At 34.9% G+C, this 22,334-nt stretch carries 18 protein-coding genes and 1 tRNA gene; 9 read left to right on the top strand and 10 right to left on the bottom strand.

Going from position 1 to position 22,334, the window contains the following annotated elements:
- Window position 1 precedes the first annotated feature (1 nt).
- Both B0M43_RS06410 and B0M43_RS06405 read left to right on the top strand, forming a co-directional pair.
- Window positions 2-961: a nitrilase family protein gene (locus tag B0M43_RS06410; protein WP_078006440.1), complete on the top strand. Its 960-nt coding sequence runs from the start codon at window positions 2-4 to the stop codon at window positions 959-961.
- A gap of 79 nt (window positions 962-1,040) precedes the next feature.
- Window positions 1,041-1,547, top strand: a complete 507-nt coding sequence (locus B0M43_RS06405; RefSeq protein ID WP_078006441.1) for an N-acetyltransferase — start codon at window positions 1,041-1,043, stop codon at window positions 1,545-1,547.
- Between the two features lie 67 nt (window positions 1,548-1,614).
- Here the strand turns inward: B0M43_RS06405 and B0M43_RS06400 are convergent, their stop codons facing one another.
- A complete protein-coding gene (locus B0M43_RS06400) occupies window positions 1,615-1,791 on the bottom strand; it encodes a MarR family transcriptional regulator (protein ID WP_065451560.1) in 177 nt (58 codons plus the stop codon).
- Window positions 1,792-2,054: 263 nt separating this feature from the next.
- On the opposite strand from B0M43_RS06400, the gene B0M43_RS06395 reads away from it, so the two are divergent.
- On the top strand, window positions 2,055-3,599 hold the full coding sequence (locus B0M43_RS06395) for an ATP-binding protein (RefSeq protein WP_078006442.1): 1,545 nt from the start codon (window positions 2,055-2,057) through the stop codon (window positions 3,597-3,599).
- Between the two features lie 52 nt (window positions 3,600-3,651).
- Here B0M43_RS06395 and B0M43_RS06390 read toward each other — a convergent pair whose 3' ends face one another.
- The 3 genes from B0M43_RS06390 to B0M43_RS06380 form a co-directional block, all read right to left on the bottom strand.
- Window positions 3,652-4,650 (bottom strand): virulence RhuM family protein, encoded by a 999-nt coding sequence (locus tag B0M43_RS06390; RefSeq protein ID WP_078006443.1) that lies wholly within the window; start codon window positions 4,648-4,650, stop codon window positions 3,652-3,654.
- 126 nt (window positions 4,651-4,776) lie between these two features.
- A tRNA-Ser gene (locus B0M43_RS06385) sits at window positions 4,777-4,863 on the bottom strand.
- A 60-nt stretch (window positions 4,864-4,923) separates the two neighbouring features.
- Window positions 4,924-5,796: a LysR substrate-binding domain-containing protein gene (locus tag B0M43_RS06380; protein WP_065451561.1), complete on the bottom strand. Its 873-nt coding sequence runs from the start codon at window positions 5,794-5,796 to the stop codon at window positions 4,924-4,926.
- A gap of 91 nt (window positions 5,797-5,887) precedes the next feature.
- Between B0M43_RS06380 and B0M43_RS06375 the strand changes: the two genes are divergently transcribed.
- Entirely contained in the window at window positions 5,888-7,138 is a 1,251-nt protein-coding gene (locus B0M43_RS06375; protein ID WP_078006444.1) for an MFS transporter, read from the top strand.
- Between the two features lie 345 nt (window positions 7,139-7,483).
- Here B0M43_RS06375 and B0M43_RS06370 read toward each other — a convergent pair whose 3' ends face one another.
- The 5 genes from B0M43_RS06370 to B0M43_RS06350 all read right to left on the bottom strand — a co-directional run bounded on the left by B0M43_RS06370 (window position 7,484) and on the right by B0M43_RS06350 (window position 12,028).
- Entirely contained in the window at window positions 7,484-8,515 is a 1,032-nt protein-coding gene (locus B0M43_RS06370; RefSeq protein WP_078006445.1) for an asparaginase, read from the bottom strand.
- Window positions 8,505-9,641, bottom strand: coding sequence for a 1-acyl-sn-glycerol-3-phosphate acyltransferase (locus B0M43_RS06365; protein WP_065451564.1), 1,137 nt, complete (start codon window positions 9,639-9,641; stop codon window positions 8,505-8,507). Before B0M43_RS06365 ends, B0M43_RS06370 begins: the two co-directional genes overlap by 11 nt.
- Window positions 9,642-9,705: 64 nt before the next feature.
- The gene (locus B0M43_RS06360; protein WP_078006446.1) at window positions 9,706-10,485 is read right to left on the bottom strand and encodes a TatD family hydrolase; all 780 of its coding nucleotides are present in this window, start codon (window positions 10,483-10,485) and stop codon (window positions 9,706-9,708) included.
- A gap of 232 nt (window positions 10,486-10,717) precedes the next feature.
- Window positions 10,718-11,440 (bottom strand): tetratricopeptide repeat protein, encoded by a 723-nt coding sequence (locus B0M43_RS06355; protein WP_078006447.1) that lies wholly within the window; start codon window positions 11,438-11,440, stop codon window positions 10,718-10,720.
- A gap of 6 nt (window positions 11,441-11,446) precedes the next feature.
- Window positions 11,447-12,028, bottom strand: a complete 582-nt coding sequence (locus B0M43_RS06350) for an RNA polymerase sigma factor (protein ID WP_078006970.1) — start codon at window positions 12,026-12,028, stop codon at window positions 11,447-11,449.
- A gap of 257 nt (window positions 12,029-12,285) precedes the next feature.
- Here B0M43_RS06350 and B0M43_RS06345 point away from each other — a divergent pair, with 257 nt between their 5' ends.
- The 5 genes from B0M43_RS06345 (at window position 12,286) to B0M43_RS06325 (ending at window position 19,008) form a co-directional block, all read left to right on the top strand.
- The gene (locus tag B0M43_RS06345) at window positions 12,286-12,591 is read left to right on the top strand and encodes a hypothetical protein (protein ID WP_078006971.1); all 306 of its coding nucleotides are present in this window, start codon (window positions 12,286-12,288) and stop codon (window positions 12,589-12,591) included.
- 185 nt (window positions 12,592-12,776) lie between these two features.
- Window positions 12,777-13,769 (top strand): hypothetical protein, encoded by a 993-nt coding sequence (locus B0M43_RS06340; RefSeq protein WP_078006448.1) that lies wholly within the window; start codon window positions 12,777-12,779, stop codon window positions 13,767-13,769.
- A gap of 110 nt (window positions 13,770-13,879) precedes the next feature.
- Complete coding sequence (locus B0M43_RS06335; protein ID WP_078006449.1) at window positions 13,880-15,832, top strand: PKD domain-containing protein; 1,953 nt, start codon at window positions 13,880-13,882, stop codon at window positions 15,830-15,832.
- Between the two features lie 126 nt (window positions 15,833-15,958).
- The gene (locus B0M43_RS06330; RefSeq protein ID WP_078006972.1) at window positions 15,959-18,616 is read left to right on the top strand and encodes a CHAT domain-containing protein; all 2,658 of its coding nucleotides are present in this window, start codon (window positions 15,959-15,961) and stop codon (window positions 18,614-18,616) included.
- On the top strand, window positions 18,568-19,008 hold the full coding sequence (locus B0M43_RS06325; RefSeq protein ID WP_078006450.1) for a retropepsin-like aspartic protease: 441 nt from the start codon (window positions 18,568-18,570) through the stop codon (window positions 19,006-19,008). The genes B0M43_RS06330 and B0M43_RS06325 overlap by 49 nt, the downstream gene beginning before the upstream one ends.
- Window positions 19,009-19,140: 132 nt before the next feature.
- Here the strand turns inward: B0M43_RS06325 and B0M43_RS06320 are convergent, their stop codons facing one another.
- On the bottom strand, window positions 19,141-22,317 hold the full coding sequence (locus B0M43_RS06320) for an efflux RND transporter permease subunit (RefSeq protein ID WP_065451573.1): 3,177 nt from the start codon (window positions 22,315-22,317) through the stop codon (window positions 19,141-19,143).
- Window positions 22,318-22,334 lie beyond the last annotated feature (17 nt).

Raw genomic sequence — 22,334 nt, 5'->3', positions numbered from 1 at the left:
TATGAAAAATCTAAAAATAGCCACAGCTCAGTTCGAGAATAAAAGTGGCGATAAAAACTATAATTTATCTGTAATCGAAAAACTTTCTGCAAAAGCAGCGCATGAAGGTTGCGATGTAATTTCGTTTCACGAATGTTCGATTACCGGATATACTTTTGCAAGACATTTATCGAAAGAACAAATGCTGGACATAGCCGAAATTATTCCCTCTGGAGAAAGCATTCTTAAACTTACTGAAATTGCTAAAAAGAATGACATTGTAATTCTGGCAGGACTTTTTGAAAAAGATGAAAACGACAATTTATTCAAGGCTTATGTTTGTGTCGACAAAAATGGTCTGGTGGCCAAATACAGAAAACTGCATCCGTTTATAAACCCATATTTAACGCCTGGAAATCGTTATTGTATTTTTGAAATTAAAGGCTGGAAATGCGGCATCTTAATTTGCTACGACAATAATATTATCGAAAACGTACGTGCGACAAAACTTTTAGGCGCCGATATTATTTTTATGCCTCACGTTACAATGTGTACACCTTCTACCCGACCTGGCGCCGGTTTTGTTGCACCTGAACTTTGGGAAAACCGCAAAGCCGATCCTACTTCTTTACGACTGGAATTCGACGGAATGAAAGGTAGGGACTGGCTCATGAAATGGTTGCCGGCAAGAGCGTATGACAATGCTATTTATGCTGTTTTTTCGAATCCAATTGGCATGGATGACGATCAGTTAAAAAATGGCTGCTCAATGATTATTGATCCGTTTGGAGATATTCTCGCCGAATGCCGTTCTTTTGACGACTCTTTTGCAACCGCAATTCTTACTCCTGAAAAATGCGTTCAGGCGGGAGGAAATCGTTACATAAAAGCTAGAAGACCAGAATTATACCGCGATATTATTGGTCAAAATCATAAAGCGGAACAAAATGTGGTTTGGCTACAATCTGATGAAAAAAGTTAAAACTAAATTTTTTATCGCCTTTACGCCCATGAAAATCTACCTTTGCAGGATTCATTAATTCAAAGAATACACGCCCATAATGGAATTTTTTAAAACTACAAATGAAGATATCGATGCTGTTTTCGATATTTACAATCAAGCGACATCTTATCAAAAAACGGTTAACAATAAAAGCTGGAGAGGTTTTGAAAGAGCTTTAATTGAAAAAGAAATTGCCGAAAACCGTCATTTTATAATCAAAGAAGGAGACGAAGTTGCCTGCACATTTGTACTTACTTTTAATGATTTAATTATTTGGAAAGAAGCTGCACAAGATCCCGCAGTATATCTTCATCGTATTGCTACAAATCCAAAATTCAGAGGACAATCATATGTTAAGAAAATTATCGAATGGGTAAAAATATATGCCAAAGAAAATGGTAAAGAATACATTCGGCTTGACACACATAGCGGAAACGAAAGAATAAACCAATACTACACAAGCTGCGGATTTAATTATAAAGGAATCAGCACAATCGAATGGACAAGCGAATTACCGGAACATTATAAAGAAGGTTCTTTTAGTTTGTTTGAGATTAAACTTTAAATTTAGATTTAGACCTAACGGGTTTTAAAAACCTGTTAGGTCTGTCTTTTAATAGTTTTTTTTCAAATTACTTTGCTTCCCAAAAGCAACGTTTAGGAGAAACTATTAAGCCTTCGTCCTTCAACATTTTCATTGCCTTATCAACTTGTTTGCGATCTAATTGAGTTAATTCGACTACTTTACCTGCATTTACAGGCTGGGCAGCTTTTTTTATAGCATCTAATACTTGATTTTTGATTTCCATATTTTTTATCTTCCATTTAAAACGCAAAAATAGTAAATATTTTCTTATAAAAATAAAGTACTATACAAACGTTACTCTTGTAAGTCAGTCGGATTTTTTTTAGAATTAATAAAAATCAATTATTTATAATGAAAGAAAAAACTCATAATGAAAATATTTGTTCGATTGATTATGCTATTTTACTATTATAAATTCAGTTAGGACATTTAAAACAAGAACATTAAATTCAGTTAGGTTACATTTGGATAAATGCGCCAAAAAACATGAGTGAAAAAAAAATTATTCCAGCTGATGAAAATACTTTTCCTGACAAGAATAAAACAAATCACAATGACGAATTGCTGTTGGTTAATAAAAGACTCGCCCAACAAATAGAAGAACGAAAAAAACGTGCTGCAGAGTTGATTATTGCTAATAAAGAACTCGCTTTTCAAAACAAAGAAAAAGAGAAACGTGCGGCCGAACTGGTTATCGCAAATACAGAACTAGCCTACCAAAACCAGGAAAAAGAAGACCGCGCAGCTGAACTTATTATTGCGAATAAAGAACTAACCTTTCAGAATCAAGAAAAGGGAAAACGTGCTGCAGAATTGGTTATTGCCAATACAGAACTGGCATATCAGAACAAAGAAAAAGAAAAACGCGCTGCAGAACTTCTTATTGCCAATGCAGAACTGGCGTATCAAAATCAGGAAAAAGAAGATCGCGCTGCCGAACTTGTTATTGCAAATACAGAACTCGCCTACCAAAACAAAGAGAAACAAAAACGGGCAGATGAATTAAGCATTGCCAATTCTGAGCTATTATTTCAAAATAAAGAAAAAGAAAAACGTGCTGCCGAATTGGTTATTGCAAATACAGAACTGGCCTACCAAAACCAGGAAAAAGAAGATCGCGCTGCCGAACTTGTCATTGCCAATAAAGAACTAACTTTTCAGAATAAAGAAAAAGAAAAAAGAGCCGCAGAACTCGTTATTGCCAATAAAGAACTGGCGTATCAGAACAAGGAAAAAGAAAAGCGCGCCGCTGAACTTCTTATAGCTAACACAGAACTTACTTTCCAGAACAATGAAAAAGAAAAACGTGCTGCCGAATTAATCCTCGCCAACAACGAACTTGAAGCTTTTACCTATATTTCAAGTCATCATTTGCAGGAACCTTTGAGAAAAATACAGGTTTTCGCAGACCGAATTTCAACCGATGAACATCAAAATTTAACAGATAAAGGAAAATATTATTTTGAACGAATAGAAGTTGCTGCCTTTCATATGCAGGCACTTATAAACGATTTGTTGACTTATTCAAGAACTAGTGTAACCGAAAAGAAATTTGAAAACGTCAATCTTAATACTATTATAGATAAAGTACTAGAAGATTTAAAAAAAGAAATTATAACTAAAAAAGCTATTGTCGAAATATCCGGAAATTGTAGCGCGTTTATAATTCCGTCGCAGTTTCATCAATTGATATACAATTTAGTGAGTAACTCTCTGAAATTCTCTACAAAAGAAAAAGCACCTCATATTACGATCGAAAGTATTTATACAAAACCAAAGACAAAGAAAAATAAATCATCGGCTGATTATTGCCACATTATTATAAGCGATAACGGTATTGGATTTGACCCTCAGTTTGAAAGCCGCGTTTTCGAGATGTTCCAACAACTGAACAATAAAACCGATTATAAAGGAACCGGGATTGGTCTTGCCATTTCGAAAAAAATTGTCGAAAATCATAATGGGGTTATTACCGCAACCGGCAAACTGAATTACGGAGCTAAATTTGATATTTATATTCCGGTGGTGTAAATAAAAAAGTCTTTTGTGAGATTTTTACAAAAGACTTTTTCAAAAATCCGTTTTATTTATTTTTAAGTCTGTCTTCTAAACGTTTCAGTTCTTCAAAATCTTGTTCATCTGCTTTTTTAGCATCGACATGTTTTCGCTGTTTATGAAAGGCTTCATAAATAGCATCTACTTTTTCTTCCATCTGCAAATGAGTCACATTACCTTTGTGGGTAAGAACTTCTTTATCGTTAAACTCTATAATTCTGTCAACATTTGTTTTCCAGAAATTCATTGTAATATCTTGCCTGTTTTTTGCTCTCAATTCAGCAGTTTCAAGAAATACAACTACAAAACGATTTAGTGTGTCTATTTCATCAACAGTAAGATAATTTTTTGCTATATAAATATCTTGTTTACGTACAATATTTCCTTTCCAGTTTGTTAATGCCATATTTGGTGCATCGGCATTAGCCCGTGAAACAATTATTTCAGCTGCCGTTTTTCCTGTAATTGCATATAACATTTTATTTTGTGTATCAGCAAAAAACATTTGGGTAGCTTTATCCGTAGTGTCATAGTCGCTGCTTAAAGTAAACAAATCGCGAATTTTTTGATAAAATCTTTTTTCAGAAGCCCGAATATCCCTAATTCGTGCGAGTAATTCATCAAAGTAATCCGATCTTCCGTTTGGGTTTTTAAGGCGTTCATCATCCATAACAAAACCCTTAATCATATATTCCTGCAGGTTTTGATTTGCCCATTGTCTAAACTGGGTTCCTCTTTTACTTCGCACTCTAAAACCGATTGCCAAGATCATAGCTAAAGAATAGAATGCAACATTATATTTTTTACCATCAGAGGCAGTTGTCAAGTAATCTTTTACAACTGAATATTCATCTAACTCCTTATCTTTAAAGACATTTATAATATGCAGACTTATATTTTGCTTAGAGGTGTCAAAAAGTTCTGCTAGTTGATTTTGGTTCATCCACACATCTCCATCTCTAGCGAGAAGAACCACATTAGACTTTCCATCAGCAGTATTGTAAAAAATAAATTCTTGTTTTTCCATGTTAAAAAGAAGTTTTTATTGAGATCATTACAAAAGAAACAATAGATCTAATAATTAGAGAAAGTTAATAAAAAAACCCCGAAATACAGATTTCGGGGTTTGGTATTATTTAACTTAAAAAATTTGCAGAGAGGATGGGATTCGAACCCACGATACAGTTACCCATATACTAGCTTTCCAGGCTAGCTCCTTCAACCACTCGGACACCTCTCTAAATTGGTCTGCAAAGAACACAAAAAAATCTGACTTAGAAAAACAAAATCTGATATTAGTTTACATACTTTTTCTAAATTCTTCCATAAACAATTTTACGGCCTTTTTTTGGTAGGCTCCTTCGATTGTTAACATAAAGGAATCTCTTTGCGTAGGAACTCCTGTAATGGCTATTGCTTTTAGATTATCCCAGCCTTTTAGCGCTTTCTCGGTTACAATGGTAACCCAATCGCTTTCTTCTACCAATTGCAAAAGCGCATGAACTGCATTTAATTCGATCGAAACTTTTGGTTTCATGTTATTTTTTAAAAACAATTCATCCAGGAATTCTCTCGAACTAAATCCTCTTACAGGCAAAACAAGCGGATATTCTCCAATTTTTTTAAAAGAAATTTTATCTAAAGTCGCCAGCGGATGTGTTTTTGCCACCGCCATAACCAGATTTGACCTGAATAATGGGATTTTCTGAATGGTTTCTTTTATCTCTTTGGATGAAATGACCAAAACCAAATCCAGTTCATTATTTAATAACTTCGTTTCTAAAGGTTCCGTTGAGCCATATTCAACCACAATCTTTAAATTGGGATACGTTTTGGCAAACAAGTTGACGATAGGCAAAACCAAAAGTCCAAAAATGTAGGTAACGCCAATTCGTAATTCGCCGCCAATCATTTGGTTCAAATCATCGATCGCCTGTTTCCCACTTTGCACATTTTCGATTACCTGTTTAGCGTGAATCAAGAATACAGAACCTGCCTCTGTAAGCTGTACTTTTTTTCCAATCCTTATAAATAAAGGCATTCCGAGTTCTTCTTCTAACTTTTTTATTTGTTGAGATAACCCGGATTGAGTTACAAAACACAATTCAGCCGCTTTTGTAAAATGCAGTACTTCAGCCGTTTTAATAAAATATTCTAGTTGATAAATTTCCATATTGATAAGTTTTACTACTCATTATCAGTAAAATTATTAATTTTTCTAATGAAATACTAATCCCGAACTTTGTAAAAAAATATCAGGCATCATGTTTAAAGCGTTAAAATCAAAAAACTTCAAGTTATTCTTTTACGGACAATCCGTTTCGGTAATTGGTACGTGGCTTCAAAAAACGGCAGTAAGCTGGATGGTTTACAGCGTTACGGGGTCTGTTTTTTTATTAGGATTAGCGACTTTTTTGAGTATGATTCCGTCTTTGTTTCTGGCACCTTTAGCCGGAAGCATTATTGGGCGTTATGATAAACATCGTGCCATGATCTTATTACAATCTTTGGCGATGCTGCAAGCCGGAGCTTTGGCATTAATGATTTACTTAAAGATATACAACATCAACTTTATTCTGGCCTTAAGTTTAATTCAGGGAATCATCAATTCTTTCGACATGACTTGCAGACAAACCATGATGATTGATATTGTAGACAATAAAGAAGATTTGCCAAACGCTGTCGCCTTAAACTCCACCTTAAATAATTTTGCCCGAATTGCCGGTCCTGCATTAGCCGGAATTATTTTGCACAATTACGGAGAAGACATTTGTTTTATTGGAAACTTCTTAAGCTATATCCCCGTTTTAATTTCTTTATTGATGATGAAAATCACACCGCATATCAAAGCCACCGATAAAATGAAAATGTACGATGATTTTATCGAAGGTCTGGATTATGTGAAAAAAGAAACCGAAATGGCAAAAATGCTTTTGATGTTAATGTGCAGCAGTTTGTTCGTAATTTCTTTTAATACTTTGATGCCTGTTTTTGCCAAAGATATTTTTAGCGGAAATGCCCAAACCTTTAGTTGGTTCGAAAGTGCCGCCGGAATTGGATCTATTTTATCAGCTATTTATTTGGCGAATCTTAAAAAAGCAGATAATATGGGCAAAATAATGATCGCTGCAAGCTTACTGTTAGGTTTTAGCATCATTATACTGGCGTATTCAAACAGTTTAACTGTTGCGCTTATCTGCATGGCGTTGAGTGGTGTAGGTATGATGGCACAAACCTCATCTATAAACATTTACATTCAGACACAAAGTACGGTAAACATGCGATCCAGAAGTATTAGCTATTATCTGATGGCGTATCAGGGAATGATTCCTGTGGGAAGTTTGATTATTGGCTATGTTTCACATATCATAGGAACTAGAAATACTGTCGCGATTCAGGGAATTATTTGTATTCTTTCGGTGATTGTTTATGTGTATTATAAAAGACATAGTTCTTCTGAGGAATTGGAAAGTTGTCAGGTTCAATTTAGAAATTCCAAAGAAAGCGGGATTTAAACCATATAAGTGATATAAGAAATTATAAGTTAAGGTTAAATAATCTCAATCTGGATTCCAATTATCTACAATCTTGTCATTTCGACCGGAGGGAGAAATCACACTAGAAACTCGACAAAGATGGGCGACTTTGGGAACGCAATTACGAGTGTGATTTCTCCCTCCGGTCGAAATGACAAACTGAATCCCGAGCTTTCCTAAAATGAACTTATATAACTATATAGTGAAAACTTTAAAAAGTGAAAAAGAAAATTCCAATTACTAAAAAAATTCCAAATTCCAATCTTGAGATTTAACTCTCACGTCTTGGAATTTGGAATTTCAAAATATTGGATTTTTTTCTATTTACAACGAAATTTCGCCTCTCAAAGCCGTTTCGAAAATATTTTTAAAGTCTTCTTTTGGAATATTGTGACCTAACAAATACATTAGTTTTGTAATTGCCGCTTCGGTAGTAATATCTTTTCCGGAGATAACGCCAAGAGATTTTAAGGCAGTACTGGTTTCGTATTGTCCCATATTGACACTTCCGCCGGAACATTGTGTTACGTTGACGATGTGCAAACCAGACTGAATGGCTTTCTGAATCAAATTCAAAAACCAATCTTCGGTTGGGGCATTTCCTGAACCGTAAGTTTCCAGAACGATTCCTTTTAAATCTTTAATAGCAAGGATTGAAGACAAAACGACTTCGCTCATTCCGGGAAACATTTTTATGATGGCAACATGATTGTCAAGGTTTTTATGAACGATCAAATTGGCATTTTCTTTTATAGGAAGAAATAAATGTCTGTTTAATGTAAGATGAACGCCAGATTCTACCAATTCAGGATAATTTGGTGCTGTAAACGCTCTAAAATGTTCGGCATTTACTTTTGACGTTCTGTTACCGCGGTACAATTTATATTCAAAATACAAACAAACTTCGGTAATAACAGGTTTTCCGTTTTCCTGAAGAGACGCAATCTGAATTGCTGTAATCAGGTTTTCCTTAGCATCGGTACGAAGATCTCCAATTGGCAATTGCGATCCTGTAAAAACGACTGGTTTCGATAAATTTTCGAGCATAAAACTCAATGCCGAAGCAGAATACGACATAGTATCTGAACCGTGAAGGACAACAAATCCGTCAAACGAAACGTAATTTTCTTCGATGATCTCGGCAATTTTTGTCCATTCTGCAGGATTCATGTTGGATGAATCTATCGGATCTTCAAATGAAACCGTTTCAATCTCACAATCTAATTGTTTGATTTCAGGGATTTTTTGCAATAATTTTCCAAAGTTGAACGCTTTGAGTGCGCCTGTCTCAAAATCTTTGCTCATACCGATAGTTCCTCCGGTATAAATTAGCAATATTTTAGCTTTAGATGACATCCTGGTATTTTAATTTATTGACAACCGGATTGGCATACATAGATAAAAAGCCTTGTCTGGTAACAGGATTATCGCTTCCAATACGCATTTCTAAACGACGCTCAAAAAGTGATTTTTCGCTTTCTTTATATAAGTGTGCGAATTTATTGGTTCCGTTTAAAATGTCGTAAGCGATAAAATTAGTTGGCCATAACTGATAATTCTTTAAAACCGAATCATCAATAACTTGGGCCAAAGCCTGAATTTGTTTGTTGGCATTGTCATTTTCAGCCACAATCTGATCAATTTCTGTATCGAGAACATCTCCAACAGAAATGTGTATTCTTTTTTTGGTTCCCATGATACCACTTAAAATGGTCATGAAATCCTCATTTTTTTCTTTAATATAAACCTCATTATTGGCTTCTGCCATTAATTGTGGCATTTTCAGTACATCTGTAGGATCATATTCGTATGAAATAGAAACCGGAACGATCTTTAATTTCTTAAAATAATCCATCAAATTGGCTTCATCAGAACCCATTCCTATCATTTTTAAAACTCCGGGGTTGGTTTCGTCATTTCCGTCTTTGGTACGGCCTTCTCTTTGTGCGATCCAAACCGAACGATTTTCGCGAAGCAATAACTGTCCTATATATTCAGACAATAATTTTGAGCTTTGCAGCATTTCTCTGGGTGTTAAACCTCTTAAAACTAAAAAGTTTCTATTCAGTTTTGCCAAAGTGCTCAGGAATGCTTTTTTAACCAAATTGTCTCCAATTGCCGATGCTGTCATGACTAAACCATGTTCGAAAAGACAAACGTTTAATAAGGTTGTATCTAAAAGAATGTCTCTATGATTAGAAACAAATAAATAAGAGGTGTTTTTTTCCAGTTTCTCGAAACCTGAAGTTGTAAGTCCTTCAGAGCTTTTTTCCAGAACTTTTTGTACGGTGTTATAAATAAAGTTGCATTGAAAATCACGTATAGAGTGTGTTTTCTTCAATTGCTCTTTCCAAACCTGATCTTCTACTTCCGGAAAAGTAAAGTTCATCATGGCTTTCATCATCGGATGATTGGCAACAGCATGAAGGGCTTCATTTATTTCAGAATCATAAAACGGTCGAATGGCATCAAATCTCTGCATTATTTATATTGGTTTTAAGTGGGCAAAAGAACAAAAAAAAAATTAAACTATTGTAAGGTATAAATTAAATCCCAAAAACGTTTACAGAATTTTGTGTTGTTCGTTGTGCAATTTCCTCTTCAGAAACGTCATACAGGTCTGCCAACTTAGCAATAACATTTACTAAATAACTGCTTTCATTGCGTTTTCCGCGATACGGAATTGGCGCTAAATAAGGAGAATCTGTTTCTAAAACGATATGTTTCAAATCGATTTGATTTAAAAACTGATCGATTTTTCCGTTTTTAAATGTTACCACTCCACCAATTCCCAATTTCATATTGTAAGATATCGCCTGAAGCGCTTGTTCGTGCGTTCCGGAAAAACAATGAAAAATGCCAAACAAATCCTCTGATTTCTCTTCTTCCAGCACTTCAAAAATCTCATCAAAAGCTTCACGACAATGTATTACAATAGGCAATTTGTATTGTTTCGCTAACTGAATCTGTCTCTTGAAAGCAATTTGCTGTTCTTTAAGATGTGTTTTGTCCCAATACAAATCAATCCCGATTTCGCCAACGGCATAAAACTTTCTTTTGGCAAGTTCCGTTTCTACGTGCTTTAACTCGTCTTCGTAATTATCTTTCACGTAAGTGGGATGCAAACCCATCATCAGGAATACATTATCAGGATAATTTTGTTCTAAATCGTACATAGATTGTGTTGCAGCAGCATCAATGGCGGGAATAAAAAAGCGTGTTACTCCTGCATTTATGGCTCTTTGCATCATCTCATCACGATCCTGATCAAACTCTTCAGAATATAAGTGTGTATGCGTATCGGTAATTATGGGTTTTGAATTCAATGGTGTGTTTTTTTTTAAAGGTTCAAAATTACGACAATATTAAAAACTTTCCCAATTTGAATGTTTGTGGCGGTAAAATGGCACACGGATTAGACGGATTCACTTCGTGAAAACGCGGATGTGCACGGATTTTTCTCTTGTTGTGTGGTTTTTGCAAAAAAAAATCGCAAAGTATTTTACCTCTTTGCGAATTTCAATGTCATTCTTTGTAAATCTCTGCGAAACTTATGTCTTAATCCAGTTCATCTAATAGATGTTCTACTTCATCGTAGTTTTCGTAATCCTGCGAAATGGTCTGCAGGATTTCTTTACATTGGTCATATTTTTTTTGTTTCAATTTAGACAAAGCGAGACTCCACGTTGCTTTATCTTTATAAGCAGATGTTCCTGATCTCAATTCATTAAATACTGCCTCGGCTTTTGGATATTTACTTTCTTCTAATAAAGAAACTCCATAAAAATACTGAATTTCGGGTGTTTGGTTTTCCTTTAAAATTTCCTCAAACAGCGGAATCGCTGTTGCATATTTTCCATCATTAAAAGCGGTTTGCGCTCCTATTAATGCTGCATTTGAATCTCCTCTTTCTACAAACGAAGCTGTTTCGGGGTTATCGTAATCGGCAAAAGACGGATTATTGTAATCAAAAAAGAACAATCCGAACAAAATAATAACAGATGCGGCCGCGGCTAAATACCAAGGTCGCATTAGAGCCACTTTTGGTTTGCTGGTATTAAAATGTTTGTCTGAGATCGTGGTTAAATTTGCTCTAAACGCTTCTCTCTCCTCTTCATGTTCAAATTTGGTTTTAAGGCGCAACTGTACTTCTTTGAAAGTTTCAAATTCCGAGGACAATTCATGATCTTCGGCCAATTGTTTTTCAAAACTATTTCTTTCCTCAACAGTCATTTCTCCCTGAAGATATTGATCGAATAATATATAGCGTTCTTCGTTCATGACTAATTATTTTTTTAGCGATTTAAAATTTTTGGCTTCGTGAATCCACTGCGTTAACTGTCCCACACATAACGATTTCTTTTTACGCACATAGCCGTAAGTTACATTCAGTTTCTCGGCCACTTCTTCCATCGTTTTAGTGGTGAAACTCAGTTTTAGCAACTCTTGGCATTTATCTCCCAATTTTAGAAACATAGCATCAAAAAGCTGCTGTTTTTCATCAAATTCTTCTGTGTGTGTAATCAGTTCAGATGCAGATTCATTCATAGATAAAACATCTTCATTTATTGTTACCCCTTTATTCGATGTTTTTTTGAGTTCGTTAAGCCATTTTCTTTTGCACAATAAAAAAAAGTAAGCATCAAAAGGGCAAGTCAATTGTAGTGTATTGGCTTTGGCCTGATTAAAAAGTAAAATCATAATTTCCTGAACCACATCCTGTGCATGTTCTTTATCACCTGAATTATTCATAATGAACATTACCACTTTTGGAACAAACTTTTTGTAAATCGCCTGAATAATTGCCGAGTCATTTGCCGCAAGTCCCTCAATGTATATTTGATCAGGATGAATTTTCGTTTTGCCCATAAAAAAACTTTTTGTAGCTAATTTAAAAAACAATTGTAAATAAATTTCACAATATAGGGTAACAATTAACATATGAGATTGATATAATGTAACAAAAGTCTTTTAGCATTAATAAAATGTAATGAGATGACCCACTGATTAAACGGATCAAAAACAGATTGTCACAGATTTTCTAATTATTGAAATTTAAAATTCGTGCTCATTCGTGGAGTTTGTGGAAAAAACCTTTTCTAAAAACAATAATAAAATTAAGAGAAATGGAAACTTATCAATTTGTAACCGAAAAAAATTTAGACCAGTTTAACCAAATGATTTCTGCCAAAACCCGAAATGGCTTTGTCATCACAGAGCATAATGAGAAACTGCCTTACGTGGTTTTATCCAAAGAAAAAAAAGCAATCAAACATCCTCTTCATTTGTTTCTTAGCTGTATCACATTGGGTCTTTGGGCGATTGTCTGGATTTATTTGAGTATTACGCTTTCGCGGAAGAAAAACATTCTGGTAGCCATAGATGAAGACGGAAATTTATTTGAAGACAAATGCCTTTCAAAAGAAAATTAAAAAAAATCAAAAACAGGGTAACAATTTTATAAGCCGGTTGATATAACATCAGAACACCAATTAAAAAGAAAACATTTAAAATTAAGGGTAACAATATCAAACCCAAATTGATATAAGAATATAATTAACCAAAATCTGAAAACCACCTGAAACCATCAGGACAGATTTTATAAAAACTAGAAATTATGAACACAAATCTTAAAAAAATCGGACTTTTATTTTTATTAGTTATCACCTTCATCAGCTGCGACAATGGCGATGACAATAATACAGACAATCTTATTTTGCCTCCAACCGGAGCAGCTTTTAAAAGCATTAGCGAAAAAGGAGTATCAGCAAACAAACAAAAATTTACCATTACAGCCGGAACTGGTGTTGTAACCATTACATCTGCAAAAGGAGTAAAACTAAACATCAACGGTGATTGTCTGACCAAAAACGGAGTTGCTGTAACCGGAGCTGTAGACATCGAATACATCGAACTTTTCGACAAAGGAACAATGTTAATTACTAACAAACCAACAATGGGAATTATGCCTGACGGAAAGAAAAACTTACTGATTTCAGGCGGAGAATTCTTCATCAAAGCCACGCAAGGCGGCGTGGAACTTAAAACTTCTTGCAGCATGAATTTAATAGTTCCAACAGCTTTAACAAATGGATTAGACAATGCAATGACTTTATGGAATGGTACAATCGATGATAATGGAGAACTCGCCTGGAGAGAGAACAAACCAAATGCTGACGGAACTGGCGGCGGAAAAGGTGGTGTACAAGGCGAAGGAGCAAATTATTACGTAACTTTTGGCAACTTTGGATGGACAAATGTAGACCGTTTTTACAGCGATCCAAGACCTAAAACTACACTTCTTGTGGCTGCTCCTACTGGTTACGACAACAACAATAGCGCTGTTTACCTGTCATACGATGGCGAAGGAACAAATGCATTAGCAAAATTAGATACTTATACGCCTGCAGGATTATTCAGCGAACACTATGGTCAAATTCCGATTGGTTTAAAATGTCACGTGATTTTTGTAACCGAATCTAATGGTCAATGGCGTTATGCAATCAAAGCCGTAACCGTTGCTGCCAACGATGTTTACACCTTTACTTTAGCCGAAACAACAGTCGGCACCAAAGCTCAACTGATAGCCGCAATCAATGCTATTCAGTAACTTACAAAATACTTTTAAGAAAAAGTGGTGATTTGCTCATCACTTTTTTTTACATTTAATCCAGTTTTAAAATTAACAATCATGATTTTAGAACCCAAAACTGTCTAGTTATGAAACCACAACTGTCTATTTTCTTTATTCTATTCTCTATTTTCTCAATAGCGCAAACCAAAGTAAAAGACACCATAACCCGTCGAGCCAATATCGTTTTTATACAAAACGGAAATGCCGTTACTTACAAACCCGAAACCCCGCCATTGATACCAATTGCAGGTGCGCCAAAACCCAGTTATTCTTATTTATGGGAACTGGGCGACGGACATTACAGCAAAGAAGCCGAACCCAAGCACGTTTATAAAAACAAAGGAACTTACACCACAAGACTTGCGGTAACCAATAACTATGACAACGGAAAACCTCCGGCAACGCGACCAAAAAAAGTCGTCGTAAACGATATTACCGATACTAACTATAAAGACATTGCCTCAATAGCAGATCAAAATGGTTTTGCGATCCTCAAAAATTGCGATCCTATTCCGGATCAGGAAATGGTAGTCGTAGTAGGTTATCAAAATCTGGAGAATTACGTAGCGAGCGGAAAGTTGTATTTGTTCTATAATGAGAAACAATTTAAAAACAATAATTTCGAACTAACAGATTTTCGAACCTATGCAAATGAGCGTGAAATAAAAGAAAAAACCATTGCTGCTGTTACGGATCTTGATGATTCTAATAATTATCTGGCTTCCGCCGAAAGTAATTTCAGAACCAAAAAATACAGAAACACGACTACCGAGGAAGATCTCGACGCATCATTATTAGAAGCCAATAAAACCTATCATAATGTTTCGATCTTAGAATTTGATGATGCCAATCCCGGGGAAACCCGTAATGTTTTTTATACCTTTAAAACGACTCCCGAAATGATCAAAGATACCAGTGCAACGGTTACCATGCGAGGGATTTTTGTACCCAACAGAAGTTATAAAAACCACAAGATAAAAAACCTCGAAATGGAAATCGTAACTTCTCACGATCCGAACAAAATGGGATCTAACGGAAGTTTTATGAATTATAGACTGGTGCGTTTTAAACGAGTAAATTTTAAAACCCGTTTTCAAAACAATGGCGAAGGTCCGGCGAGAATGATTCGGTTAGAAACTGATGTTCCGGATATGTTCGACAAGAAAACATTTCAAATTGAAGACATGTATCCAAAATGTCCCATTTGTCCAAAAGATGAAGTTCCTACTGTAAGTTGTCTCGATACCATTATCAAAAAAAATCAAATCTTTTTTACTTTCAAGAATATCTATTTGCCTGGAAGCGAACAGAAAAATGTACATGAAAAAGATTCTACCAAAGGTTTTGTAAAATACTCCATGAAATTTGCGGAGGATTTTCATAAGGTAAAAACCCGAAGCAGAACCGCAATTATCTTCGATAAAAATGAACCTATCATAACCAACTACGCCACTACCCGATTCCTGCCCGGAATTTCGCTTGGCGCAAAAGCGGGTTATAATGTATATCCTGATCTCGAAAAATCGACCAGTTATTTTGTAGGTGCCACAATTTCGCCTTTTAAATCGTATCGTTTTTACTGGCAGGCCGAATGGCTCAATGCTATTAATAAATACGAAAATGCTGCAACAGTCGTCGATCAAAATGTGGTAAACCCAAACGGAGTAAAACAATTTCAGCGCACGACAACAACCACAGAAAACAAAAGCGTAAACTGGGAAATTCCAATTCTAATTCGGTACAACATCAACAATTATATTGGCGTTGGTGCAGGAGTTCAGGCTAATTTTGATGTTTCGTCTGAACAAACTACCAGCAAAAAAATCGAAAGTTTTGAAGGCGGAACCGATCAGTTTTTAATGGATATGAGAACCGAATCAAGTTCTGTCAAAAACTCGTTTGTCAATTTAAAAACAGGACTTTTATTTGACTTAACTTTAGGCTTCGCAAGAATTGGTCCGAGTTTAGGCGCGCGCTATGTTATGAATTTCGAACAAAATTTTAATTACTTTCAGTTTTACGGAATATGGAAATTTTAAGTTTTACTAATTTTAAAAAGTTAGCCACGAATTCACGAATTTTTTTCAATCAATTATAAATAATTCGTGAATTCGTGGCGAAAAAACGTTATACACATTCCGGAAATCTCTGTGAAACAAAAAAATATGACAAAACTATATTGCTATATCTTATTCTTCTCAACACTGATTCTATTTGGACAGCATCAGGAAGACAAAATATACAATGCTGTTGATGTTTTTGTTGCTCATCCTTCCGCGAAAGCGTTACAAAATTTAACCCATCTTGAAACTGCTTTTTGGAAAAATCCTAAACCAAAAACCGAAGACGAATTATTGGCCATTGTGGTTTTAAACTGTAATAAAGCGTATTATGAAAACCAATTTGGGCAAACCGAAAAAGCGATTGCGAGTTACGAGAAAGCCTGGCAGGTTTATCAGAAAAACAAACTTGGCGATTACGATATTATTGAGTTTTGCCTGAAACCTTTAGGCAATTTATATACTATTTTAGGCGATTATGAAAGTGCCGAAAATACCATTAAGCAATACTTTTTCATCATAAATACTTCCAAAAATTATCCTGATGCTCAAAGGCAAAAGTTTGCTGCGATTTTGAATTTATCGAATGTGTATCAGAGTTCCGGGAAGATTTCTCTGGCGATTGAATTATTAGAAAGTACTTTAAAAACAGAAAAATTATCGAATTCTCAGAAAGGGATTTTATTGAATAATCTGGGGAATAGTTACATCCTGAGCTCAGCTGGAAATGTAATGCATCCTGAAATCTATCAAAAAGCTGAAAATGCTTTTGAGTCTGCCATAAATTATCTGAAAAATGAAAAACAACAATCAGAAACTTTATCCAATTCTTATCGAAATCTGGCAACGCTCAATCGTCAGAGACAACAATTTGATATCGCTGCTTCTTATTTAGCAAAAGCAGAAAAACTATTTTTAGAGATCCCGAATCAACAGCCTCGAAAATTGGCAAAACTATATTATGAAAAGGCATTATTACTTTTTGATGAAAGAAAATATGATGAAAGCGAGAAACAGATTCAAGTTATTTTTAAAATTTTAATTCAGAATTACAATTCAAAAAATATTCTTCCTAATCAGAATCAGTTGTATGCAGAAACGGTTTTAATTGATGTTTTAGATTTACAGTCCGAAATATTCTTTAAACAAAATCAGCTCAAAAAAGCTCTTGAAGCATTTAGTCTTTCTTTTCATATCGAAGATCTATTCATGAATGGTTTGGTCTATGAAAACTCTAAAATTATTACCCAAATCAGGGCGAGAAATCGAACTGAAAAATGTCTTTTGATTTATGATCGATTGTATCAGGAAGAAAACAAGTTGCAGTATTTAAAAGAAGCTTTTCAAATGGCTGAAAAAACCAAATCCGGAATATTAAAAAGCTATCGTTCGAATATTAAAAGCGCTTCCGCGAAAGAAAAACAAATGATACAGCAATTTCAAAATCTCAATAACACTATTATAAAAGAACAGCAAAAAGGAGATTTGGCTAATATTTCAAGAATAAATCAGCTTATAAAAGAACAAAATGAACTGATGCTTTCGCTGAAGAAAATGCAGTCTGAAAACCCGGATTATATTGCTGAAAATTGCGATATAAAGTCTTTGTTTTCAAAACTGGAAAAAGATAAAGCCGTTATGGTCTATTATTTTATGGGAAATGAAAATTTGTTTTATTTCACTTTACAAAATAACAGAATCAATTTTAGTCATTTTTATACGGCACATAGATCCATGCTCGAAATTGTAAAATTTATTGATTATTTTAATGGCGCAGATGCGATTACCAACGATATTTCCGGTTATAATTATTATGGAAAAAGAGTTTATGATTTATTGAAGTTACCTTCAAATGTGATCTACAAAAACCTCATCATTGTTCCTGATGGCATTTTGAATTTTCTTCCTTTTGAAGCTTTAATAACTCAGGAATCTTCTACAACAAATTTTGCCAAAATGCATTATTTGTTGAATGATTTCAAGATTGGATATAATAATTCGGCTAACAATTATCTGAATTCAAAACCTATTTTAAAATCTGAAAAAACTGTTTTAGGGATTTTTCCGGTTTTCGAAAAAACAGCTTTTGAGTTGAGTTATTCGAAAAAAGAACTGGAATCTATTCGAAGTAATTTTAAAGGAAAATATTTAGAAAATGCAGACGCAAGTTTTTCAAATTTTAAAAGTAATGCCAACCAATATTCGATTTTGCATTTGAGTACACATGCCTCTTCGGGCGATATTGAAACTCCGGCAAGTATTAAATTCTACGATCAGGAAATCTTGTATTCTGAATTGTACAACCTCAACATCAATCCGGATTTGGTCGTTTTAAGTGCGTGCGAAACCGGAATTGGTAAACTCTATAAAGCCGAAGGTGCGATGAGCGTAGCAAGAGGTTTTCAGTTTGCCGGAGCGCAAAATCTACTGTTTTCTTTATGGAAGGTGAACGATTATACAACATCGGTTTTTATGGCAGATTTTTATAAAAACATTAAAAATGACGTTCCTTATTTTGAGGCCAATACGAATGCAAAACTTGCTTTTTTACAGGATAAGTCAATCCCCAACACAAAGAAATCACCTTATTACTGGAGCTCTTTTGTGTATTATGGATCTATTTCGGCAGAAGAAAAATCAGCGAATTATATCTATTACATCATTAGTTTATTGACTGTAATTGGTTTATTTTTGGTTTTCAATCCCTATCGAAAATGGAAAATCTTCACGAAGTTCTCAAAAAAGAGAAATACAAAAAAATAAAATTCAAAGTTATCAAGACACAACATCTTTTAATAAAAGCCAAAATAAATGACGTTTCAGGAAATTTTATTTTAGATACAGGAGCATCAAATTCGTGTGTAGGATTTGAAAGTATAGAACTTTTTGCACTGAATGCCAAAAAATCCAAAACTAGAGCTTCGGGAGCCGGAGGAACAGGAATGAAAACGCAAATTTCGTCTCATAATAAATTACAACTTGGCAGCTGGAAAAATCAGGATTTCAATCTGGTTATTTTTGATCTTTCGCATGTAAACGAAGCTTTAGAAGCCTACAAAGCAAAACCAGTTCACGGTATTATTGGTGCTGATGTTTTATTGGAAGGAAAGGCGATTATTGATTATTATAATCATTATTTGTATTTGAAATTATAAAAATTCCAAATTCCAAATCTGAAAATCTGAAAATCAATAAAAAAATCCCAAACTCCTTAATCGGAATTTGGGATTTTTAAGTTTTAAATTCCTCCAAAAAATTGGAATTTGGAATTTTTATATTGGAATTTCTTAATGCGTATGTTTAGGATTAAAACCATCTTCACTAACCTCTGTTGGCGTATAATCAGCAACCATTTCAGCTTCGTAATCGATTTTTTCTCCTTTGCTCACTCTGGCAATAATTTTCTCCATGATGTTATAAATAACAGGAACTACGATCAGGGTTAAGAATAAAGAAGAAATTAATCCTCCGATAATTACCCATGCCAATCCGTTTTTCCATTCAGCTCCTGCTCCGGATGCCAATGCAATTGGGAACATACCAAATACCATCGCAATTGTCGTCATCAAAATCGGACGTAAACGAGCGTGATTCGCCTGAATTAATGCATTTCTTATCGATTCTCCAGCTGCTCTTCTTTGGTTGGTGTAATCGACAAGCATGATCGCATTCTTACACACCAGACCAATTAACATGATAATACCCAGAATGGTAAAGATATTTAATGAGTTGTTTGTTAAAGCCAGTGCTAACATCGCCCCGATAAACGAAAGCGGAATAGCAAACAATACTACAAACGGGTGAACGAAACTATCGTACAAACTCACCATTACTAAGTAAACCAAAATAATTGCGGCTAATAAAGCGATTCCTAAAGTACCAAATCCTTCAGATTGGTTCTCCTGGTCACCTCCCCAGATATAATTTACTCCGGCTGGTTTTTTCAGCTTGTCTAATTTAACCTGCCATTGTTGTACAATTGTTCCAGAAGGAACCCCAACGTTTTGTCCTTTTACCGTTACAGAGGCAGATTTATCTCTACGCTCTAACTGGCTAGGTCCTGAACCTTCTGTAATATCTGCAAATTGAGATAACTTAATTTGTTGTCCCGCAGCATTTACAAAAATCAAATTACTAACGTCAGTAATACTTTTTCTGTCGAAAGCGTTGTATCTGATATTGATATCGTATTCGTATTCACCAGCTCTGTATTTACCATCTGTATTTCCGCTAAAAGCAGTTTGCATGGTTAAACCCACTGTTTGAAGTGTCAACCCTAAAGCAGCCATTTTATCACGATCTACTTTAACGTTGATTTCAGGGTTTCCGTCTTCAACCGTTAATTTAATCTCTGTTGTTCCAGGAATTGTGCGTAATTCAGCTTCAGCTAATTTAGCAAATGCCATAGCACTTTCTGTAGATGGACCTGTTACGATTAATCCTAACGTAGCATCTTCAGCAGTTCCTAAAATACCTACGGGAACGGTTTTTACTTTTGCTCCAACCAATACTTTTTCAAGTTTACGTTTGATTTTTGCTGCGTAAACGTTAGCATCATCAGTACGATCTTTTTGTTCGATCATTTTTACGTCAATCTCTGCTTTGTAAGCTGTAGCCTGTGATGCTCCAAAGCCTTCAGAAGTTTGTCCTACGGTTGTAATTTGACTGTGAACGTATTCCTGAGCTTTTAAATAAGCTTCGGCTTTTTGCGTCATGAAGTTCGTTTGTTCTAATGAAGCATCTTTCGGCATTTCGATTTGAACCAAGAACTCTCCACTATCAGAAGAAGCGAAAAATTCACCTCCAATGAAACCTCCACCCATTAATCCTATTGTAGATCCGAAGAATAATACAAGAACGACCGCAAGAGTTTTAAAATAATGATCTAAACACCATGTTAACAACTCAGAAACCCAGTTGGTAAAACGTGTTAAATAACTTTCGAAACCTAGAATTACTCTTCCGAAAACATTTTTCCCTTCAATATGCTCTAATTTACCATAACGAGATGATAACCACGGAATAATTGTAAACGAAGCTAAAAGTGATAATAATGTTGATATAATTACGGTAACACAAAATTGTGTAATAATATTAGAAACCAATCCTGAACTCATTGCGATAGGCAAGAACACTACCACAATTACTAATGTAATCGACGTTACTGTTCCACCAATTTCGGCAGTTCCGTCATACGAGGCACGAATTCGGCTTTTACCCATCTCCATGTGCCTGTAAATATTCTCGAGGACCACAATCGCATCATCGACCAGAATACCTACCACCAGAGACAGTCCTAATAAACTCATTAAGTTTAGGGTGTATCCCATTAAATAAATACCAATAAAAGTAGCAATTAACGATGCCGGAATAGAAACCATTACGATCAACGAGTTTCTGATACTGTGCAGGAAGAACAACATTACAAATGCTACCAAAACTACCGCAATTAATAAATCGTGTACTACAGAATCTGCAGCTTCAAGAGTAAAAACAGTACTGTCTTTTGCAACTTCAAGTTTTAACTGATTTACTTTATAATCTTTTTCAAGAACTGCAATTGTTTTTAATAATTGCTCACTTACCGCTACGGCATTCGCATCAGATTGTTTTACAATTTGTAAAACGATGGCACTTTTTTGATCTACACGTGATATTTTTTCAGCAATTTTTTGAGTATCCTGAACATCTGCAATATCACTTAAACGAATCTGAATTCCGTTTTGAGAAGAAACTACTAAATTTCTTAATTCTTCAACACTTTTATATTTACCCGCTAAACGAATTAATATTTTTTGATTACGGGTCTGAACGTTTCCTGTTGGGAAATCTAAATTTGAGGTTAATATAGTTTGTTGTACCTGAGGCACAGACAGATTATAACCCTGCATTTTTATCGCATCAAGATTCACCTGAATTTCACGTTCTGAACCACCAATGATATTTACCTGAGCAACACCTTGTACACGGGATAAAATAGGAGCAATTTTTTTGTCAATTAAGTCATAAAATGCTGCTTCGTCCATTTTTCCGTTGGCACCCAATGTCATAATTGGTAAATCACTCAGCGAGAACTTGGTTAGTGCCGGCGTTTTTACATCGTCCGGTAAATCACTAATAATCGCGTTTATTTTACGCTGTGCATCATTTAGAGAGAAATCGACCTTTGCATTTGATGTTAATGTAATCGAAACAATAGATAAACTTTCGTAAGATTTCGAGTCAATTTTCTTTACATTCTCAAGAGATGCAATCGCATCCTCTATTTTCTTGGTTACGGTATTCTCTACCTCACTTGGAGAAGCTCCAGGATAAATTGTAGAAATGGTAATAACGTTTTGTTCAAATTTCGGGATCAGCTCATAGCCTAACTGGCTGTAGCTAAACAATCCACCAAGTGTTAGAATTGTAAACAATACAATTACCAACGACGGACGTTTTATGGATATTTCGGCTAATTTCATATTTGTTGCTTTAGGCT

The sequence above is a fragment of the Flavobacterium sp. KBS0721 genome (assembly GCF_002007065.3).
GTDB lineage: Bacteria > Bacteroidota > Bacteroidia > Flavobacteriales > Flavobacteriaceae > Flavobacterium > Flavobacterium piscis.
Note: the sequence above shows the minus strand (reverse complement) of the source record. Positions and strands in the feature narration are given on the sequence as shown.

Bases quoted from the DNA above. Each gene is read 5' to 3' on its own strand.
- B0M43_RS06410 (WP_078006440.1), top strand. From the start codon at position 2: ATGAAAAATCTAAAAATAGCCACAGCTCAGTTCGAGAATAAAAGTGGC.
- B0M43_RS06405 (WP_078006441.1), top strand. From the start codon at position 1,041: ATGGAATTTTTTAAAACTACAAATGAAGATATCGATGCTGTTTTCGAT.
- B0M43_RS06400 (WP_065451560.1), bottom strand. From the start codon at position 1,791: ATGGAAATCAAAAATCAAGTATTAGATGCTATAAAAAAAGCTGCCCAG.
- B0M43_RS06395 (WP_078006442.1), top strand. From the start codon at position 2,055: ATGAGTGAAAAAAAAATTATTCCAGCTGATGAAAATACTTTTCCTGAC.
- B0M43_RS06390 (WP_078006443.1), bottom strand. From the start codon at position 4,650: ATGGAAAAACAAGAATTTATTTTTTACAATACTGCTGATGGAAAGTCT.
- B0M43_RS06380 (WP_065451561.1), bottom strand. From the start codon at position 5,796: ATGGAAATTTATCAACTAGAATATTTTATTAAAACGGCTGAAGTACTG.
- B0M43_RS06375 (WP_078006444.1), top strand. From the start codon at position 5,888: ATGTTTAAAGCGTTAAAATCAAAAAACTTCAAGTTATTCTTTTACGGA.
- B0M43_RS06370 (WP_078006445.1), bottom strand. From the start codon at position 8,515: ATGTCATCTAAAGCTAAAATATTGCTAATTTATACCGGAGGAACTATC.
- B0M43_RS06365 (WP_065451564.1), bottom strand. From the start codon at position 9,641: ATGCAGAGATTTGATGCCATTCGACCGTTTTATGATTCTGAAATAAAT.
- B0M43_RS06355 (WP_078006447.1), bottom strand. From the start codon at position 11,440: ATGAACGAAGAACGCTATATATTATTCGATCAATATCTTCAGGGAGAA.
- B0M43_RS06350 (WP_078006970.1), bottom strand. From the start codon at position 12,028: ATGGGCAAAACGAAAATTCATCCTGATCAAATATACATTGAGGGACTT.
- B0M43_RS06345 (WP_078006971.1), top strand. From the start codon at position 12,286: ATGGAAACTTATCAATTTGTAACCGAAAAAAATTTAGACCAGTTTAAC.
- B0M43_RS06340 (WP_078006448.1), top strand. From the start codon at position 12,777: ATGAACACAAATCTTAAAAAAATCGGACTTTTATTTTTATTAGTTATC.
- B0M43_RS06335 (WP_078006449.1), top strand. From the start codon at position 13,880: ATGAAACCACAACTGTCTATTTTCTTTATTCTATTCTCTATTTTCTCA.
- B0M43_RS06330 (WP_078006972.1), top strand. From the start codon at position 15,959: ATGACAAAACTATATTGCTATATCTTATTCTTCTCAACACTGATTCTA.
- B0M43_RS06325 (WP_078006450.1), top strand. From the start codon at position 18,568: ATGGAAAATCTTCACGAAGTTCTCAAAAAAGAGAAATACAAAAAAATA.
- B0M43_RS06320 (WP_065451573.1), bottom strand. From the start codon at position 22,317: ATGAAATTAGCCGAAATATCCATAAAACGTCCGTCGTTGGTAATTGTA.